The organism is Bordetella sp. 2513F2 (assembly GCF_054642735.1).
Genome location: NZ_CM137755.1, coordinates 2,182,866 through 2,198,968, shown reverse-complemented (window position 1 = coordinate 2,198,968; position 16,103 = coordinate 2,182,866). Strand labels below are relative to the sequence as shown.

General features: G+C 70.3%; 19 protein-coding genes. 10 read left to right on the top strand and 9 right to left on the bottom strand.

Translation table 11 applies throughout. The annotated features are described in order from the left end of the window. Positions 1 to 69: 69 nt before the first annotated feature. Positions 70 to 1,083 carry a CAF17-like 4Fe-4S cluster assembly/insertion protein YgfZ gene (gene ygfZ, locus ACYBYQ_RS10385; RefSeq protein WP_459618753.1) on the bottom strand — a complete coding sequence of 338 codons (1,014 nt, stop codon included), beginning with the start codon at positions 1,081 to 1,083 and terminating at the stop codon, positions 70 to 72. 119 nt (positions 1,084 to 1,202) lie between these two features. Between ygfZ and mltG the strand changes: the two genes are divergently transcribed. The 6 genes from mltG to ACYBYQ_RS10355 all read left to right on the top strand — a co-directional run bounded on the left by mltG (position 1,203) and on the right by ACYBYQ_RS10355 (position 7,161). Further along, complete coding sequence (gene mltG, locus ACYBYQ_RS10380; RefSeq protein ID WP_459618661.1) at positions 1,203 to 2,216, top strand: endolytic transglycosylase MltG; 1,014 nt, start codon at positions 1,203 to 1,205, stop codon at positions 2,214 to 2,216. Then, positions 2,213 to 2,845 carry a dTMP kinase gene (gene tmk, locus ACYBYQ_RS10375; protein WP_459618660.1) on the top strand — a complete coding sequence of 211 codons (633 nt, stop codon included), beginning with the start codon at positions 2,213 to 2,215 and terminating at the stop codon, positions 2,843 to 2,845. Before mltG ends, tmk begins: the two co-directional genes overlap by 4 nt. Then, the gene (holB, locus tag ACYBYQ_RS10370) at positions 2,842 to 3,897 is read left to right on the top strand and encodes a DNA polymerase III subunit delta' (protein WP_459618659.1); all 1,056 of its coding nucleotides are present in this window, start codon (positions 2,842 to 2,844) and stop codon (positions 3,895 to 3,897) included. The genes tmk and holB overlap by 4 nt, the downstream gene beginning before the upstream one ends. 52 nt (positions 3,898 to 3,949) lie before the next feature. Continuing rightward, positions 3,950 to 4,720 (top strand): TatD family hydrolase, encoded by a 771-nt coding sequence (locus ACYBYQ_RS10365; protein WP_459618658.1) that lies wholly within the window; start codon positions 3,950 to 3,952, stop codon positions 4,718 to 4,720. Between the two features lie 75 nt (positions 4,721 to 4,795). Next, a complete protein-coding gene (locus tag ACYBYQ_RS10360; protein ID WP_459618657.1) occupies positions 4,796 to 5,638 on the top strand; it encodes an ankyrin repeat domain-containing protein in 843 nt (280 codons plus the stop codon). A gap of 233 nt (positions 5,639 to 5,871) precedes the next feature. Then, positions 5,872 to 7,161 carry a Glu/Leu/Phe/Val family dehydrogenase gene (locus tag ACYBYQ_RS10355; protein WP_459618656.1) on the top strand — a complete coding sequence of 430 codons (1,290 nt, stop codon included), beginning with the start codon at positions 5,872 to 5,874 and terminating at the stop codon, positions 7,159 to 7,161. A 95-nt stretch (positions 7,162 to 7,256) separates the two neighbouring features. Here the strand turns inward: ACYBYQ_RS10355 and ACYBYQ_RS10350 are convergent, their stop codons facing one another. From ACYBYQ_RS10350 to ACYBYQ_RS10325, 6 genes are read right to left on the bottom strand one after another with little or no spacing between them, the layout of a single operon-like run. Further along, positions 7,257 to 8,057 carry an RsiV family protein gene (locus tag ACYBYQ_RS10350; protein WP_459618655.1) on the bottom strand — a complete coding sequence of 267 codons (801 nt, stop codon included), beginning with the start codon at positions 8,055 to 8,057 and terminating at the stop codon, positions 7,257 to 7,259. Positions 8,058 to 8,077: 20 nt separating this feature from the next. Further along, the gene (locus ACYBYQ_RS10345) at positions 8,078 to 8,854 is read right to left on the bottom strand and encodes a lipoate--protein ligase family protein (RefSeq protein WP_459618654.1); all 777 of its coding nucleotides are present in this window, start codon (positions 8,852 to 8,854) and stop codon (positions 8,078 to 8,080) included. Further along, positions 8,851 to 9,126 carry a lipoate-protein ligase small subunit gene (gene lplB / locus ACYBYQ_RS10340; protein ID WP_459618752.1) on the bottom strand — a complete coding sequence of 92 codons (276 nt, stop codon included), beginning with the start codon at positions 9,124 to 9,126 and terminating at the stop codon, positions 8,851 to 8,853. The genes ACYBYQ_RS10345 and lplB overlap by 4 nt, the downstream gene beginning before the upstream one ends. Positions 9,127 to 9,128: 2 nt before the next feature. Next, positions 9,129 to 9,608 (bottom strand): GNAT family N-acetyltransferase, encoded by a 480-nt coding sequence (locus ACYBYQ_RS10335; RefSeq protein ID WP_459618653.1) that lies wholly within the window; start codon positions 9,606 to 9,608, stop codon positions 9,129 to 9,131. Between the two features lie 3 nt (positions 9,609 to 9,611). Beyond that, positions 9,612 to 10,316 (bottom strand): glutathione binding-like protein, encoded by a 705-nt coding sequence (locus tag ACYBYQ_RS10330; RefSeq protein ID WP_459618652.1) that lies wholly within the window; start codon positions 10,314 to 10,316, stop codon positions 9,612 to 9,614. Continuing rightward, the gene (locus ACYBYQ_RS10325; protein ID WP_459618651.1) at positions 10,313 to 11,287 is read right to left on the bottom strand and encodes a DMT family transporter; all 975 of its coding nucleotides are present in this window, start codon (positions 11,285 to 11,287) and stop codon (positions 10,313 to 10,315) included. Before ACYBYQ_RS10325 ends, ACYBYQ_RS10330 begins: the two co-directional genes overlap by 4 nt. Positions 11,288 to 11,410: 123 nt before the next feature. Between ACYBYQ_RS10325 and ACYBYQ_RS10320 the strand changes: the two genes are divergently transcribed. Continuing rightward, on the top strand, positions 11,411 to 11,884 hold the full coding sequence (locus tag ACYBYQ_RS10320; RefSeq protein ID WP_459618650.1) for an Lrp/AsnC family transcriptional regulator: 474 nt from the start codon (positions 11,411 to 11,413) through the stop codon (positions 11,882 to 11,884). A 13-nt stretch (positions 11,885 to 11,897) separates the two neighbouring features. Here the strand turns inward: ACYBYQ_RS10320 and ACYBYQ_RS10315 are convergent, their stop codons facing one another. Beyond that, positions 11,898 to 12,404, bottom strand: a complete 507-nt coding sequence (locus tag ACYBYQ_RS10315) for a glutathione peroxidase (protein WP_459618649.1) — start codon at positions 12,402 to 12,404, stop codon at positions 11,898 to 11,900. Between the two features lie 31 nt (positions 12,405 to 12,435). After that, on the bottom strand, positions 12,436 to 13,611 hold the full coding sequence (locus ACYBYQ_RS10310; RefSeq protein WP_459618648.1) for an MFS transporter: 1,176 nt from the start codon (positions 13,609 to 13,611) through the stop codon (positions 12,436 to 12,438). 202 nt (positions 13,612 to 13,813) lie between these two features. Between ACYBYQ_RS10310 and ACYBYQ_RS10305 the strand changes: the two genes are divergently transcribed. The 3 genes from ACYBYQ_RS10305 (at position 13,814) to arsC (ending at position 16,079) form a co-directional block, all read left to right on the top strand. Then, a complete protein-coding gene (locus tag ACYBYQ_RS10305; protein ID WP_459618647.1) occupies positions 13,814 to 14,137 on the top strand; it encodes a tetratricopeptide repeat protein in 324 nt (107 codons plus the stop codon). An 87-nt stretch (positions 14,138 to 14,224) separates the two neighbouring features. Next, positions 14,225 to 15,652: a CoA transferase gene (locus ACYBYQ_RS10300; protein WP_459618646.1), complete on the top strand. Its 1,428-nt coding sequence runs from the start codon at positions 14,225 to 14,227 to the stop codon at positions 15,650 to 15,652. 58 nt (positions 15,653 to 15,710) lie between these two features. After that, entirely contained in the window at positions 15,711 to 16,079 is a 369-nt protein-coding gene (gene arsC / locus ACYBYQ_RS10295; protein ID WP_459618645.1) for an arsenate reductase (glutaredoxin), read from the top strand. The last annotated feature ends 24 nt before the right edge of the window (positions 16,080 to 16,103 follow it).

Genomic DNA, 16,103 nt, shown 5'->3' with positions numbered 1-16,103 from the left:
AATGCCGTCGGCGCGCTGCGCCCATCCCCCGGGGTGGCGAACGCCCTCCCGGCTGCCCGGCTCAGCGGCTCAGCTCTCGGCCGACAGCGCGTAGGGCAGCGGCAGCACGCCGATGCGCGGGCCATCTGCCGCGCCCAGGCGCAGGTCGCCGTCGGGCAGGGCGGCCAGCGTGGTCTCGAACAGCAGGGCCACGCCCTGGTGGCTGGCCGTGTCGATGACCCGGCCGCAGGGTTCGTCGGGATGGCGGGCATCGTAGATGTCGGTGCCCGGCAGCACCGGCTGCGGGGCAGCCGCCGGCGTATGCAGCTGGCCGTAGGCCATGCGGCGCTTCACGGTGCCCCGGTAGTGGCTGCGCGCCACCACTTCCTGGCCGGGGTAGCAGCCCTTGGTGAAGCTCACGCCGCCGATCAGGTCCAGGTTGACGGTCTGGGGAATGAAGAGGTCCTGGGTGGCACTGGCTATCCAGGGCAGCCCGGCGGCGAGGTCGGCCGCCTGCCAGGCCTGCGCATCGCCGCGGCCCAGGTGCCGCGCGAGGGCGGCCGCGCCGTCGAGTTGCGCGTCGTCGGCGATCCACCACCAGCGGCGGCCGGCATCGCCCGCGGCGGCCGGGGCGGCGATCCAGGTGCCCGTGGGCAGTTCCACACGCTGCCACGGCGTGGCCGGCAGCGCGCCGCCGGCGGCTTCCTGCAGGGCGGCCGCTTGCCCCGGCCCGCACTGCACGCCGGCCACGTTCAGCGCCGCCAGCGACAGCTTGACCTTGGCCCGCAGCACGAACAGGGAGAGCCGCTTCAGCAGGGCCTCGGCCACGTCGGCGCGCACCAGCGCATACAGGCGCGCGTCGGCCGGCGCCTGCGGGGCCGCCAGCCACATGACCAGGGTGGCCAGCAGGCGGCCCTTGGCGGTGCAGTAGCCCGCCAGGCGGGCCTGGTCCGGGGGCAGGCCGGAGACGTCCTGGGTGAGCTGGCCATGCAGGAAGGGCAGGGCATCGTCGCCGGCTGCGGCCAGGACGCGCAGGCCGGACAGGGGAGCGCAGAGGGGCGTTCCTTCGGCGCCGGCCGGAATCGAATCGTAGAAAGCGTGCATCGATACCAGGGATGTTGGGTCGCGGACGCGCTGGAGCGCGCGCGGGTTGCTCGGGATATCCACGCATGATACTCCGGCGTCCGGCGCGTCACCGGGCTATCCATTACACTGCGCCAGTTATGAAGATCCGATTCCGTTTCCTGGTCCTGACGGTGCTCGCGCTCGGGCTGATCGCGGCCGCGGTCGCAGCCGGCCTGGCCTGGCGCTGGGCCCACGAACCGCTGGCATTGCAGGCGCCCCGCGTGGATTTCGTGGTGGAGCCCGGCAGCACGCCGCGCCAGATCGCGCGGACCCTCTCGGAAGCCGGCGTGCCCCTGTGGGACGAGGGCTTCGCGTGGATGGCGCGCGTGAGCAAGCTCGACAAGCACATCAAGGCGGGCGGCTACGAAGTCGCCCGCGGCGACACGCCCTGGCGCCTGCTCGAGCGCCTGGCGCGCGGCGACATGTCGCAGCGGCAGATCACCTTCGTGGAGGGCTGGACCTTCCGCCAGATGCGCGCGGCCCTGGCTGCGCATCCCGACGTCCGCCAGACCCTCGACGGGGTGAGCGACGAAGAACTGATGCGGCGGCTGGGCGCCGACATCGCGCACCCCGAAGGCATGTTCTTCCCGGATACCTACGTATTCACGCCGGGTAGCACGGATTTCGACATCCTGCGCCGCGCCTACCAGGCCGGCCGTCAGGTGCTGGCCGAAAGCTGGGCCGAGCGGGCGCCCGACCTGCCGCTGGCCACGCCCTACGAGGCGCTCATCCTCGCATCCATCATCGAGAAGGAAACCGGCCACGGCGCCGAGCGCGCGCGCATCGCCGGCGTGTTCGCCAACCGCTTGCGCATCGGCATGCTGCTGCAGACCGATCCCAGCGTGATCTACGGAATGGGGCAGGCCTACGATGGCCGCATCCGCAAACGCGACCTGCAGACCGACACGCCCTGGAACACCTACACACGGCCGGGCCTGCCGCCCACGCCCATCGCCGCGCCCGGCCGCGCCGCGCTCATGGCCGCGGTGCGGCCAGAACCGCACAAGTTCCTCTACTTCGTTTCGCGCGGCAACGGCACCAGCGAATTCTCGGCCACCCTGGCCGAGCACAACCGCAACGTGGCGCGCTATGTACTGAGGCAGGATCGATGAGCGCGCGCGGAAGATTCATCACGCTGGAAGGCGTGGACGGTGCCGGCAAGAGCACCCACCTGGAATGGCTGGCCGAACGGATCCGGGCGGCCGGCCACGCAGTGGTCGTCACCCGGGAACCGGGCGGCACGCCGCTGGGCGAGCGACTGCGCGACTTGCTGCTGGCCGAGGCCATGGCGCTCGAGACCGAGACCCTGCTGATGTTCGCCGCGCGCTCCGAGCACGTGCGCACCGTCATCGAGCCGGCCCTGGCGCGGGGCGACTGGGTCGTGTGCGATCGCTTCACCGATGCCACCTATGCCTACCAGGGCGGCGGACGCCAGCTTGGCGCAGCGGCCGTGGCCGCGCTGGAGCAATGGGTGCACCCGGGCCTGCAGCCCGACCGGACCTGGCTCTTCGACGTGCCGCTGGACGTGGCGCGCGCGCGCCTGGCAGCAAGCCGCGACCCCGACCGCTTCGAACGCGAGGCCGCTGCCTTCTTCGAGCGCACGCGCGCGGCCTACCAGGTGCGAGCCCAGGCGCATCCGCAGCGCATCCACGTCATAGACAGCAGCCAGCCGGCGCCGCAGGTACGCCTGCAGCTGGAGGCGGAGGTACAGGCGCTGCTCGACGAGGCGCGCCTGCCATGAGCGGCGCCGGGTTCCTGCCCTGGCAGCGCGAGACGGCGCAGGCCTGGCTCGGCAGCCGGGAACGCTTCGCCCATGCCTGGCTGGTGCACGGCGTGGCCGGAATCGGCAAACTGGAGTTCGCCGCGGCGGCGGCGGCCAGCCTGCTGTGCGAATCGCCCCAAGACAACCTGGCCTGCGGCCAGTGCGCGGCCTGTGCCTGGATTGCCGCCGGCAACCACCCGGACCTGCGGCGCATCCGGCCGGAGGCGGTGGCGCTGGAAGAGGGCGCCGACGCGGCGGCCGAGGGCGGCGAGGAGGCCGAGGCCGCCGGCGGCACCGCTGCCAAGCGCGCGCCATCGCGGGAAATCCGTATCGACCAGATCCGCGCGCTGGAGTCGTGGTTCAACACCGCCACGCACCGTGGCGGCTGGCGCGTGGCGCTGCTGTATCCCGCCCAGGCGCTGAACGCCATCTCCGCCAATGCCCTGCTCAAGGTCCTGGAAGAGCCGCCGGCCCACACCGTATTCCTGCTGGTGGCCGATGCGCCCGACCGGCTGCTGCCCACGCTGGTGTCGCGCTGTCGCCGCCTGCCGCTGGCCGCGCCCGATGCCGCCCGGTCGCTCGGCTGGCTGCGCGAGCAGGGCGTGGCCGATGCCGAGGCATGGCTGGCAGCCGCGGGAGGCGCGCCGCTGGCCGCGCTGCGGCTGGCACAGCAGCACGACCAGCCGTGTCCCGCCTGGCTGGGTCAATTGCTTGCGCCGCTGGCCGCGGGGCGCGCCGCCGACGTGGGTGGCCTGGCCGAGACGCTCGAGAAAGTCCCTGCTGCGCAATGGCTGGACGCCCTCCAGCGCCTGTCCACCGACCTGATGCTGGCCGCCGCGGGCGCGCCGGTACGCTATTTCCCGGCGCTCGCAGGCGAGTCCGGGCGGCTCGCCGCCCGGGCCCGGCCGGCCCGCCTGGCCGACCTGGCGCACTGGCTGGTTGCGCAGCGCGCCGTCGCCGGCCATCCCCTCAACGCCAAGCTCTTCGTGCACGCAGCGCTGCAGCGCGTAGTGCTATCCTGCCTGGAATGAGGCGGCGGCCGGCCTGCTGCCCGCCGCCGCCGATTTCGTCTCGCTCAATCCCATGTACGTCGATTCCCACTGCCACCTGGATTTTCCCGACCTCGCCCAAGACCTGCCCGACATCCTGGACCGCATGCAGGCCAACCAGGTCACGCACGCGCTGGTCGTGAGCGTGAACCTGCCCGACTGGCCAGGGCTGATCGAACTGGTCGAGCCGCATGCCAACCTCTGGGCCTCGGTCGGTGTGCATCCGGATGCCGAAGACACGCCGGAGCCCGAACCCGAGGAGCTGGTCCGCCTGGCGGCCCACCCCAAGGTAGTGGCCATAGGCGAGACCGGCCTGGACTACTACCGCCTGAGCGAGCCGCTGGACTGGCAGCGCGACCGCTTCCGCCGGCACATCCGCGCCGCCCGCGAAGCGCGCCTGCCCCTGATCATCCATACGCGGGCGTCGGCCGAAGACACCGTGCGCATGCTGCGCGAGGAGGGCGCCCAGGACATCGGCGGCGTGATGCACTGCTTCACCGAATCCTGGGAGGTCGCGCGCCAGGCGCTGGACCTCAACTTCCACATCTCGCTTTCGGGCATCGTCACCTTCAAGAGCGCCCAGGTGGTGCAGGAAGTGGCGACCAAGGTGCCGCTGGACCGCCTGCTCATCGAGACCGACTCTCCCTACCTGGCGCCGGTGCCGCATCGCGGCAAGCGCAACGATCCCTCCAAAGTGGTGCACGTGGCCGAGAAAGTGGCCGAGCTGAAAGGCCTGCCGGTAGCCCGTGTTGCTGAAGCATCAACCGAGAATTTCTTCAGTCTTTTCAGCAAGATAGATCGGTAAGTTAAAGTTGTTTTCACTTATAGAAACTTGAAGTGATTTATTAAGAATGTATTCTCAGGTATAGGCCGTAAGCATATGACCTACAAGATTTTTTCCCGCAGAAGATCCCGGGCGGTATGCCTTGCGCTCGCGCTGGGCCTGGGCTCAGCCGGCGCGTCATGGGGGGCAGCCGAAGCGCGGGACTGGTGGGTCTACGTGCACAACGATCAGGTCGACAACGTCCGCGAACTGCTGGCCCGCGGCGCCGACCCCAACGTGCGCTACGGCAACGGCCAGCCCGCCATCATGCGGGCGGTGGTCGAGGGCGCGTGGGAAGTGTTCGACCTGCTGGCCGCAGATCCCCGCACCGACGTCGAGGCCCGCAATCCGGCAGACGAGACCCCGCTCATGTACCTGGCGGTGGCAGGCCAGACGGACCGCGCGCGCAAGCTGATCGCACGTGGCGCCCAGGTGAACCGGCTGGGCTGGACTCCGCTGCACTACGCCGCATCCAAGGGGCAGGTCGACACGGCCCGGCTGCTGCTAGAGCACCGGGCCATGCCCAATGCGCCGTCGCCCAAGGGCACCACGCCGCTGATGATGGCGGCGTACGCGGGCAGCCGCCCCATGCTGGAGCTGCTGCTCGCGGCGGGCGCGGACCCGCTCACCCAGGATGTCGATGGACGGGACGTCGTCGACTGGGCGGAGGCCGGCAAGCACACGCGGCTGGCGGCATCGCTGCGCGACCTGATCGCGCGCGCGCAGGCAGAGCGCCAACAGCAGCGCACCGGCACCCGGGCTGCGCCGCCACAAGAAGCGCCAGCCGCGCCGGCTGCTGCGACGCCCCCGGCGGCCGCTGCGCCGGCAGCGACGGCCGCACCCGAGGAGCCGTCCGGGGTCAAGGGACTCTCGGGCGTGCGCCTGCAGAACTACGACTGAACGCGCCGGCCCATGCCTGTGCGGCCTCGCGTCCCCCAGCCCGCCGCCGGCGGGCTTTTTTGCGCGTGGGGCGAGGGAGAGTGGACGCGGGGCGGCTGCCGGCTCAGAATGGGCTCTGGCCATGCATGGCCGTCCTATAGTGCGTCCCTAATAAACTGATTAAAATTTTAATAGGGACGCAGAATATTTTCGCAGCTACAATGGCGCCAACATCCCTACAGGAGAGTCGCTCCATGTCCCAAGCTCCCGACCACGCCTTGCCGTCGTATCTGGATCCCGAAAATCCCGGCCCCTGGGGCATCTACCTGCAGCAAGTGGATCGCGTCACGCCGTACCTGGGCTCGCTGGCCCGCTGGGTCGAGACGCTCAAGCGGCCCAAGCGCATGCTGGTCGTCGACGTGCCCATCGAGATGGACAACGGCACGATCGCGCATTTCGAGGGCTACCGGGTGCAGCACAACACCTCGCGCGGACCGGGCAAGGGCGGCGTGCGCTTCCATCAAGACGTCACGCTCTCCGAAGTCATGGCGCTGGCTGCGTGGATGTCGATCAAGAATGCCGCGGTGAACCTGCCCTACGGCGGCGCCAAGGGCGGCATCCGCGTCGATCCGCGCAAGCTGTCGCAGGGCGAGCTCGAGCGCATGACGCGCCGCTACACCTCCGAGATCGGCGTGATCATCGGGCCGTCGAAGGACATCCCGGCGCCCGACGTCAACACCAACGCCCAGATCATGGCGTGGATGATGGACACCTACTCCATGAACGAGGGCGCCACCGCCACCGGCGTGGTCACCGGCAAGCCGATCTCGCTGGGCGGCAGCCTGGGCCGGGTGGAAGCCACGGGCCGCGGGGTCTTCGTGGTGGCATGCGAGGCCGCGCGCGACCTGGGCATAGACCTGAACGGCGCCAAGGTCACCGTGCAGGGCTTCGGCAACGTCGGCGGCACGGCGGCGCGCCTGTTCCACGAAGCGGGCGCATCCGTGATCGCGGTGCAGGACCATACCGGCACGGTCTACAACCCGGCCGGACTGGACGTGCACAAGCTGCTGGCGCATGTGTCCTCGCGCGGCGGCGTGGGCGGGTTCAGCGCCGGCGAGGCCATGGATCCGGCCGCGTTCTGGGAGCTCGAAACCGATTTCCTGATTCCAGCCGCGCTGGAAAACCAGATCAATCTGGCCAACGCCAGCAAGGTGCGCGCCAAGGTGGTGGTGGAGGGCGCCAACGGCCCGACCACGCCCGAGGCCGACGACATCCTGCGCGACCAGGGCGTATACGTGGTGCCCGACGTGCTCGCCAACGCCGGCGGCGTCACGGTGAGCTACTTCGAATGGGTGCAGGACTTCTCCAGCTTCTTCTGGAGCGAGGACGAAATCAACCAGCGCCTCGAGCGCCTCATGCGCGAAGCCTACGCCGCAGTGGCGCAGGTATCGCGCGAACAAAAAGTCTCCCTGCGCACCGCCGCCTTCATCGTCGCCTGCACCCGCATCCTCCAGGCCCGCCAAGTGCGCGGCCTGTACCCCTGATCCCCACGGTGTCTGACACCACGTTTCACTGATTACTGAAAGCTGGTGTCAGACACCATGTTTCACTGGCTAGTGAAGGCTGGTGTCTGACACCTCTAGGGGGCGGGCAGGAATTCGGGGCGGAGGATGCCGCGCAGGGCGTCGTAGCCGATGGTGAGTTCGGGTTGGCCGTGGGAGTATGGCGCGATGGCGTAGGCGTCGTATTTCACGACCATGCCGTCGCGGGTGAGGGTGGCGTTGTCGGTTTCCTGGAACGGCCACATGCGGTCGTAGGCGGCGGGGTCGCGGCGCGCGTCTTCGTTGGTGGCCAGCCAGCGCTGGTGCGCATCGCGCAAGGCCTGCACATAGCCGTCGCGCCGGCCCGGGATCAGCAGGTCTTCGAGCGTGAGCTCGCGTCCGGTGCTGCGCTGCCAGTTGAGGTAGTGGGTGGCCGGGATGCCGTGGGCCGCGCCGGTGAGGTACTGCCCGGTGACCAGCTCCACGCCGATCACGTCGCCCACCACGTCCTTGACCTTGGCGTTGAATATCGTCACGTCGCGCGGCTGCGCAGTGGCCCAGAAGTAGGGGATGAATTCCGCCAGCGTCTGGTAGCGGCCGCGCAGGTTGGCGTCCACGCCGGTCATGGCGGCCAGGCTCTGGTCGACACGCTCGGTGAGCGCGGGAATGCCGGGAAACGCGATGCTGTCGATCTCGATGCGCGGGCACTCGCCGCTGCAGCCGGGCTTGCTGCCGGACCAGCGCACGGGCTCGGTGGGCACGGCCGAGGCGGCGGCCTCCTGCCGCGCGTCGGGCGACAGGCTGATGTTGGCGGGCGGACCGCCGGCGCAGGCGGCCAGCAGGGCGGCGGCCGCCGTTGCGAGGACAGCCGCGCGCAGTTGCTGCAGGACGATGGGCATGGATGGACCTCCCTGGAGATTCAAGGCACCAGCGCCGTCCATTCGGGGCTGGAGAATTTCTCGGCGGCCAGGCGCGTGGCCTCGGCAAGCGTGGCCTCGTCGAGCCGGACCGGCTGCACGCTGCACATGCCGGAGAACGTATCGAGCATGCGCGCGATGATGGCCTCGCGCGCCAGGCCGGTCTGGCTGTGCAAGGGATCGACCCGTTTCTTGGCGCTGGTGGTGCCCTTGTCGGAGAGCTTCTCGCGGCCGATGCGCAGCACCTGCACCATTTTCTCGGCGTCGATATCGTAGGACATGGTGACGTGGTGCAGCACCGCCCCGCGCCGGCGCGCCTGCGCGGCGCCGCCGATCTTGCCGGCGTCGGAAGCGATGTCGTTGAGCGGCTGGTACCAGGCGCGGATGCCGAGTTCCTGCAGCGCCTTCAGCACCCAGGCGTCGAGATAGGCGTAGGACTCCTGGAAGCTCATGCCCTGCACCAGCGCCTCGGGCACGCTGAGCGAATACGTGATGGTGTTGCCGGGCTCCACGAACATGGCGCCGCCGCCGCTCACGCGGCGCACCACCGCGATGCCATGCTGCCGCGCCCCTTCGGGGTCCACTTCGTTGCGCAGCGACTGGAAGCGGCCGATGACGACCGCCGGCGCCGACCATTCCCAGATGCGCAGCGTGGGCGGCCGCTGGCCGGCCCCCACCTGGTCGGTGATGACGGCATCCAGCGCCATGTGCAGCGCCGGCGGCTGCGGCGGCTCGTGCAGCAGCGCCCAGGTGTAGTCGTTCCATGCGCTGCGAGTCATGACAGGGCCCTCCGCACCACCACGGCCACCGCCTCGGGCGAGAAGCCGAACAGCTCCGCCTGGGGCGGCAGGGCCGCGGCCACGGCCTGCGCGATCTCGACGTCGGTGGCGTCGCGGGGCAGGCCGCACAGCCCGCGGTTGATGGCCTCCAGCGCCTCGGGCGGTTCCAGGAAGAAGTCGCCGCTGACGCGCACGTCGGCCAGCCGGCCGTCGATGACGTCCAGGTCGACGACGACCAGCTTGCCGCCGGGCACCTTGTATTCTGCGTGCATGCTCATGAATCGGTAGGAGAAAGATCGCGCTTCATGCCGTCGTGGCTGGCGACGAACCCCAGCGAAGCATAGAAGCGATGGGCGCCGGTGCGCCGCTTGTCGGTGGTGAGCTGCACCAGCCCGCAGCCGCGGATGCGGCATTGCTCGAAGGCCCATTCGAAGAAGGCCCGGCCCAGGCCGCTGCCGCGCGCCGCGGCAGCCACCCGCACGCTTTCGATCTGGCCGCGCCACATGCCGCGCCGCGACAGGCCGGGAATGAAGCTCAGCTGCATGCAGCCGACGACCTCGCCCGCACGCTCGGCAACCGCCAGGTACTGGTTGGCGTCGGCGTCGATCGCGCGGAAGGCGTCCAGATAGGCGGGGTCCGGCGTGCTGCCGGCCGCTTCGCGGCCGCTGCCCAGCACGTCGTCGGCCAGCAGCCCGACGATGGCGGACAGGTCGGCCTGCGTGGCACGGCGGAATGTCGTGCTGGCCTGCGGCATGGTTCAGCGGCGCAGCGTGTCGGCCGTCTGGCCGAACAGGATGCGGCGCGATTCCTCGTCGCTCACCGAAGGCGTGGTATTGATCTGCGCCGCCTTCTCGTAGGCCCGCACGGTGGCCGGCCGGGCGCGGATGGCCTCGAACCAGCGCTGCAGGTTCGGGAAGTCGGCGAGGTCCTGGCCCTGGCGCTCGTGCGGCACGATCCAGGGGTAGGCGGCCATGTCGGCGATGGAGTATTCGCTGCCCGCCACGAACTCGCGGTCGGACAGGCGCTTGTCGAGCACGCCGTACAGCCGGTTGGTTTCCTTCACGTAGCGCTCGATGGCGTAGGGAATGCGCTCGGGCGCGTATCCCGAGAAATGGTGGTTCTGGCCGGCCATGGGACCCAGCCCGCCCATCTGCCAGAACAGCCATTGCAGCACTTCGGCGCGGCCGCGCAGGTCCTGGGCGATGAAGCGGCCGGTCTTCTCGGCCAGGTACAGCAGGATGGCGCCGGATTCGAACAGCGACACGGGCTCGCCGCCGTCTGCCGGGGCGCGGTCCACGATGGCCGGGATGCGGTTGTTGGGCGCGATCCGCAGGAAGTCGGGCTGGAACTGCTCGCCCTTGCCGATGTTCACGGGGTGGATGGTATAGGGCAGGCCGGTTTCCTCGAGGAACAAGGTGATCTTGTGGCCGTTCGGCGTAGTCCAGTAGTAGAGGTCTATCATGCGCAATCCCTGGTCTCAGGCGTTCTCGGATGCCGGGGCGTCCCGGAAGGTTTCCATGATAGCGGGTCGGGGCGCGGGCGCAGGGCATGGCCCGGGCGCCAGTGCGGGATTGCGCCGCGCAGGCTGACGCCGGCCACCGCCATGAAGATCAGCGCCATGCCCGCCCATTGGCCAGGCGCCAGCCGCTGCCCGTACACCAGCGCGTCGAGCAGCAGGGCGACGGCGGGATAGATGAAGCTGATCGGCGCCGCCGCGGCGCTCGTCAGTTTCTGCAGCCCCGCGTAGAGCAGGATGTACATCAGGCTGGTGTGCACCAGCCCCAGCAGCACCAGGCAGCCCCATTGCAGCGGGGCCTGGGGCAGCGCGCCGAAATCGGCCAGCGGCAGCAGCATGGCCACGCCCAGCGCGGTCTGCACCAGGGCCAGCACCTGCGGCGGCACGCCCTGCAGCCGCTTCACCAGCAGGGCCGTGACGGCATACAGGCAACCCGCGGCCAGGCCCAGCGCCATGCCTGCCAGCGAGCCTGCATCCGCCCCGCCAGGGATGACGCGCAGCACCAGCAGCACGCCCACGAAGGCCGCCACGGCCCAGGCCAGCTGCCGGCGCGACGGCCGCTCGCCCAGGAACCAGGCGCCCAGGCCCATGAGCACGAAGGGCTGCACGCTGTAGACCGCCGTGGCAAGCGAGATCGAGGCCAGGCGATAGGCCGAGAACAGCAGCACCCAGTTCATGACCAGGGCTGCGCCTGCCAGCAGCGCCAGGATGAGATTGCACCGGGTGAACAGCCCGGGCCGCAGCAGGCCGCGCGCCAGGCAATAGGCCAGCAGGCCGATGGCGCCGAACAGGCAGCGGAAGAACACCACGTTCCAGGGGTTCTGGCCGGAAGCCAGGACGAACACGCCCAGGGTCCCGGAAAGCGTCATGGCGGCGGCCATCTGGGCCGCGCCCACGCCGGCAAGGGATTTCTGCATGATGAGCACTCCGTCGGGGCGCCGACCCGGCCGGCGCCATGCTGGACACCAGTATCCCAGCCAGGCCCAGTCCGATACAGACGATATGATCGGAATATCGCCGCAGAAACCTAAGGATCATCGATGAAAACTGCAGAGAGCCTTTCAAACGAAACCAGCCCGCTCGACGCCATCGACCGGCGCCTCGTCACGCTGCTGGCCAGCCATGCGCGCACCACGGTGGCCGACCTCGCGCGGCAGGTCGGGATGTCTGCGCCGAGCGTGGCCGACCGGCTGCGGCGCCTGGAGGACAGCGGGGTGGTGGAGGGCTATACCGTGCGGGTCAACGCCGCGGCGCTGGGCTACGCGCTGGAGGCGATCGTGCGCATCCGCCCGCTGCCCGGGCAGTTGCGGAAGGTGGAGAAGCTCATCACCGGCATCGAAGCCTTCGTGGAATGCGACAAGGTCACCGGCGACGACTGCTTCCATGCCCGGCTGGTGCTGCGCAACATCGGCGAGCTCGACGCCGTGCTGGAGCGGATCACCGAATATGCGGAAACCAACACGGCCATCGTCAAGGCCAGCCCCCTGCGCAGGCGGCTGCCGCCGCTGCGCTGAATGCCGGGCTGCCTCAGGGCGCGGCGGACGGCGCGGGGCTGGCGCAGGCGGCGGCGATGTCTTCGCGCAGGGCGTCGGGCGCGTCCGTCGGCGCGTAGCGCTCGATCACCCGGCCGTCGCGGCCTATCAGGAACTTGGTGAAGTTCCATTTGATGCCCTCGGTGCCGAGCACCCCGGGCTTCTGCTCCTTGAGCCAGCGGTACAGCGGATGCGCGTCGGGTCCGTTGACGTCCACCTTGGCATACAGCGGAAAGGTCACGCCGTACTGCGTGTCGCAGAATTCGCGGATCTCGGCCTCGTCGCCCGGCTCCTGGCGGCCGAACTGGTTGCAGGGAAATCCCAGCACCGTGAAGCCCTGCTCGCGGTAGTCGCGGTACAGGGCTTCGAGGCCCGAGTACTGCGGCGTGAAGCCGCACTTCGATGCCACGTTCACCACCAGCACCACCTGCCCGGCATAGTCGGACAGGCTGCGTTCGTTGCCGTCGATGTCGCGCGCCGAAAAATCATAGAGCGTCGTCATGCTGTCTCCGGTCCGGAAGCACCGCGCCTGGTCAGGCGGGCGACGATTCCACCAGTGTAGCGCCGCGCCGGCCGTAATAGCGCGTGCCCCACACGGTAATGGCGAGCGCGCCGGCGCCCAGCAGGGCCGACAGCCACGGCAGGTCGGACAGCGGGGCGCCGTGGCGCAGCGCCATGGCGCCCAGCCAGGCGCCCGCGGCGTTGCCCAGGTTGAAGGCGCCCTGGTTGAGGGTGGAGGCCAGATTCGGGGCGTCGGCGGCCTGGTCCACGATCAGGGTCTGCAGCAGCGGCACCACCGCAAAGCCCAGCATGCCCCAAGCGAACAGGACCGCCAGCATGGGCAGGCGCAGCCCGGCCACCTCGGCCAGCAGGGCATACGCCAGCAGCAGGCCGAGGAAAACCCGGCGCAGCGCGCGCTCGAGATTGCCGTCTCCCAGGCGGCCGCCCAGGGTGCTGCCCACGGTGAGCGCCACGCCGAAGAGCAGCAGCACGCCGGTGACGCCGCGCTCGGAAACGCCGGTGACCTGCTGCAGCAGCGGCGCGATATACGTGAAAGTGCAGAAGAGCGCGCCCGAGGCCAGCACGCTGGCCGCCAGCGGCCAGAGCACCGCGGGCTGGCGCAGCACCCGGAACTCGCGCAGCACGTTGCCCGACTGCATGGGAATGGCGCGCGGCAGCCAGGCCGCCAGGGCCAGCACCGCGGCCAGGCCTATGCCGGTCACGGCCCAGAACGTGGCGCGCCAGCCGGCCACCTGGCCGAGGGCCGTGCCCAGGGGCACGCCCAGCACGTTGGCCAGGGTCAGGCCGGTGAACATGAGCGCGATGGCGCGGGCGCGCTGGTGACGCGGCACGAGTTCGGCGGCCACCACGGCCCCTATGCCGAAGAACGCGCCATGGCAGAAGGCCGCGACGATGCGTGCCGCCATCAGCAGCATATAGTCGGGCGCCAGCGCGCACAGGAGGTTGCCCAGCACGAAGGTGCTGGCCAGCCCGATCAGCGTGGCCTTGCGGGGCAGGCGGGACGTGGCCACCGCCATGATGGGCGCGCCCACCACCACGCCCAGGGCATAGCCGGAAATCAGCAGCCCGGCCGTGTCGATGGTGATGTGCAGGTCGGCGGCGACGTTGGGCAGCAGGCCCATGATGACGAACTCACTGGTGCCGATGCCGAACGCGGCGGCGGCCAGGGAGAGCAGGTGCAGAGGCATGGTCGGGAGGGCACGGAAACGTTGTGCCATAAAGGAAGAACAGAAAAGGCAATGCGTACAGCTTGATCGTGCGCGGGGCATGTTGCGCCGCGGCGTGCATTTTAGGGCCGGCGTTGGCGGCTTGCACGGGATAACCGGGTCTGCGACCGGGGTATCGCGCAGCCGCTATCATGGCGTGGGGGCCATGCCCCGGGAGGTTGCGATGAACCCCGTTATCGAACGCCTGCAGGCCATGCTGGACCGCGGGCAAGACAACATGCTGCTGCGTTTCTCGCTGGGCAAGGCCCACGCGGAGGAGGGCGATGCCGCCACGGCCGTGGTGCACCTGCGTGCCGCGCTGGCCCACGACCCCGGCTATTCGGTGGCATGGCAATGGCTGGGCAAGGCACTGCTGGCGCAGGGCGACGAAGCCGGCGCCCGTGAAGCCTGGGCGACCGGGCTGCAGGCCGCGCAATCGCGCGGCGACCAGCAGGTCGTCAAGACGCTGCAGGTGTTCCTGCGCCGACTGGACCGGCCCCGGCCGTGACGGCTGGCAGGGCGGCTTGACGGCCACGGCCGGGGGCCATGTAATCAACGGAGTGCCGGTGTGGATTCCGGCAGCAGCGGAGGTGCCATGAATCATCCTGCGGCGGTACAGTCTGCGGCGCAGGCCCTGAGCGAAATCTGGCTGGGCGCGCACATGGCCCGGGAGGCCCTGGGCTGGGTCGACCTGAGCGGCGCGGAGCCCGTCCTGCCGTCGTCCTTCGCCGTAGGCACCGCAGCACAGGCCAGCATCGCCGCGGCCGCGCTGGCCGCGGCCGAGCTCTGGCACCTGCGCGGGCAGGCGCGCCAGCGGGTGGCCGTGGACATGCTGCATGCCGCGCAGGAGTGCCGCAGTCATTTCAAGATCGACGGCGTCACGCCCCACATCTGGGACAAGATCACCGGCGCCTACCCCTGTGGCGACGGGGGCTGGGTACGCATCCACGCCAACTTTGCGCACCACCGCGACGGGGCGCTGGCGCTGCTGGGCTGCCCCACCGGCCCGGACACCCCGCGCGAGGCGGTGAGCCAGGCGCTGGCCAGCTGGAGCGCCCTGGATTTCGAGGCGGCCGCGGCCGAGGCCGGCCTGGTCGCGGCAGCGATGCGCAGCTTCGACGAATGGGACGCCCACCCGCAGGCAGCCGCCGTGGCGGCGCAGCCGCTGGTCGGCATCGAGTGCATCGGCGACGCGCCGCCCCGGCCATTGCCGCGGCTGGATGACGCGCCGATGCCGCTTTCGGGGCTGCGCGTGCTGGACCTGACCCGCATCATCGCCGGGCCGGTCTGCGGCCGCGCGCTCGCGGCCTATGGCGCCGACGTCATGCTGGTCAATGCGCCGCACCTGCCCAACATCGAGAACATCGCCGACACCAGCCGCGGCAAGCTCTCGACGCACCTGGACCTGCGCACGCCCGAAGGGCGCCAGGCACTCGGCCACCTGCTGGAGCAGGCCCACGTCTTCGTGCAAGGCTATCGGCCGGGCGGACTGCAGGCGCTGGGCTTCGGCCCGGTGGAGGCCGCGGCGCTGCGGCCGGGCATCGTCTACGTATCCCTTTCCGCCTACGGCCATGCCGGGCCCTGGGCAGGGCGGCGCGGTTTCGACTCGCTGGTGCAGACAGCCAGCGGCTTCAACCATGCGGAAGCGCAGGCGGCCGGCCAGGATGCCCCCAAGCCGCTGCCCGTGCAGCTGCTGGACCATGCCTCCGGCTACCTGATGGCGTTCGGCGCGCTGGCTGCGCTGGGGCGGCAGGCCCGGGAGGGCGGCAGCTGGCACGTGCGCGTGTCGCTGGCACGCACCGCAGCATGGATACGCGGACTGGGCAGGGTGCCGGACGGGCTGGCGTGCCCCATGCCGTCGATCGACGACCTGCTCTATACCGAGGCCTCGGGTTTCGGCCAATTGCAGGCCGTGCGCCACGCCGCAAGATTCTCGGCCACGCCCGCCCGCTGGAGCCGCCCGTCCGTGCCGCCCGGCACGGATCCGCCGGTCTGGCCCTTCCATCGAGCGCAGACGCGGTAGACTGCGCCAGATCGAGCCATGTCTTCATCGAGGCCCGCGGGGCCGGGAGTTCCACGCCATGTCAGCCAGCACCACCATCTACCACAACCCGCGTTGCGGCACCTCGCGCACGGTGCTGCAGATGCTGCGCGACGCCGGCATCGAACCCACGGTGATCGAATACCTCAAGACGCCTCCGTCGCGCCAGACGCTGGCGGGGCTGATCCAGCAGTCGGGCCTCACGGTGCGCGAGGCCGTGCGCGCCAAGGAAAGCCTCTACACCGAACTCGGCCTGGACGCGCCGGAGGTCGACGACCAGGCCCTGCTGGACGCCATGGTGGAGAACCCCATCCTGATCAACCGGCCTTTCGTGGTCACCGAGCGCGGCGCGCGCCTGTGCCGGCCGGCCGAGACGGTGCGGGAGATCCTGCCTGCCGCGCGCTCCTGAAAGCGTGCGCGCCGCCGGATCGCG

What these genes read in the sequence shown, in the direction of transcription:
- ygfZ (WP_459618753.1), bottom strand. Translation starts at nt 1,083, where the DNA reads ATGCACGCTTTCTACGATTCGATTCCGGCCGGCGCCGAAGGAACGCCC.
- ACYBYQ_RS10310 (WP_459618648.1), bottom strand. Translation starts at nt 13,611, where the DNA reads ATGCCTCTGCACCTGCTCTCCCTGGCCGCCGCCGCGTTCGGCATCGGC.
- ACYBYQ_RS10320 (WP_459618650.1), top strand. Translation starts at nt 11,411, where the DNA reads ATGAAAACTGCAGAGAGCCTTTCAAACGAAACCAGCCCGCTCGACGCC.
- ACYBYQ_RS10335 (WP_459618653.1), bottom strand. Translation starts at nt 9,608, where the DNA reads ATGCCGCAGGCCAGCACGACATTCCGCCGTGCCACGCAGGCCGACCTG.
- ACYBYQ_RS10325 (WP_459618651.1), bottom strand. Translation starts at nt 11,287, where the DNA reads ATGCAGAAATCCCTTGCCGGCGTGGGCGCGGCCCAGATGGCCGCCGCC.
- ACYBYQ_RS10350 (WP_459618655.1), bottom strand. Translation starts at nt 8,057, where the DNA reads ATGCCCATCGTCCTGCAGCAACTGCGCGCGGCTGTCCTCGCAACGGCG.
- ACYBYQ_RS10330 (WP_459618652.1), bottom strand. Translation starts at nt 10,316, where the DNA reads ATGATAGACCTCTACTACTGGACTACGCCGAACGGCCACAAGATCACC.
- ACYBYQ_RS10300 (WP_459618646.1), top strand. Translation starts at nt 14,225, where the DNA reads ATGAATCATCCTGCGGCGGTACAGTCTGCGGCGCAGGCCCTGAGCGAA.
- arsC (WP_459618645.1), top strand. Translation starts at nt 15,711, where the DNA reads ATGTCAGCCAGCACCACCATCTACCACAACCCGCGTTGCGGCACCTCG.
- mltG (WP_459618661.1), top strand. Translation starts at nt 1,203, where the DNA reads ATGAAGATCCGATTCCGTTTCCTGGTCCTGACGGTGCTCGCGCTCGGG.
- lplB (WP_459618752.1), bottom strand. Translation starts at nt 9,126, where the DNA reads ATGCACGCAGAATACAAGGTGCCCGGCGGCAAGCTGGTCGTCGTCGAC.
- ACYBYQ_RS10360 (WP_459618657.1), top strand. Translation starts at nt 4,796, where the DNA reads ATGACCTACAAGATTTTTTCCCGCAGAAGATCCCGGGCGGTATGCCTT.
- ACYBYQ_RS10355 (WP_459618656.1), top strand. Translation starts at nt 5,872, where the DNA reads ATGTCCCAAGCTCCCGACCACGCCTTGCCGTCGTATCTGGATCCCGAA.
- ACYBYQ_RS10345 (WP_459618654.1), bottom strand. Translation starts at nt 8,854, where the DNA reads ATGACTCGCAGCGCATGGAACGACTACACCTGGGCGCTGCTGCACGAG.
- ACYBYQ_RS10365 (WP_459618658.1), top strand. Translation starts at nt 3,950, where the DNA reads ATGTACGTCGATTCCCACTGCCACCTGGATTTTCCCGACCTCGCCCAA.
- holB (WP_459618659.1), top strand. Translation starts at nt 2,842, where the DNA reads ATGAGCGGCGCCGGGTTCCTGCCCTGGCAGCGCGAGACGGCGCAGGCC.
- ACYBYQ_RS10305 (WP_459618647.1), top strand. Translation starts at nt 13,814, where the DNA reads ATGAACCCCGTTATCGAACGCCTGCAGGCCATGCTGGACCGCGGGCAA.
- ACYBYQ_RS10315 (WP_459618649.1), bottom strand. Translation starts at nt 12,404, where the DNA reads ATGACGACGCTCTATGATTTTTCGGCGCGCGACATCGACGGCAACGAA.
- tmk (WP_459618660.1), top strand. Translation starts at nt 2,213, where the DNA reads ATGAGCGCGCGCGGAAGATTCATCACGCTGGAAGGCGTGGACGGTGCC.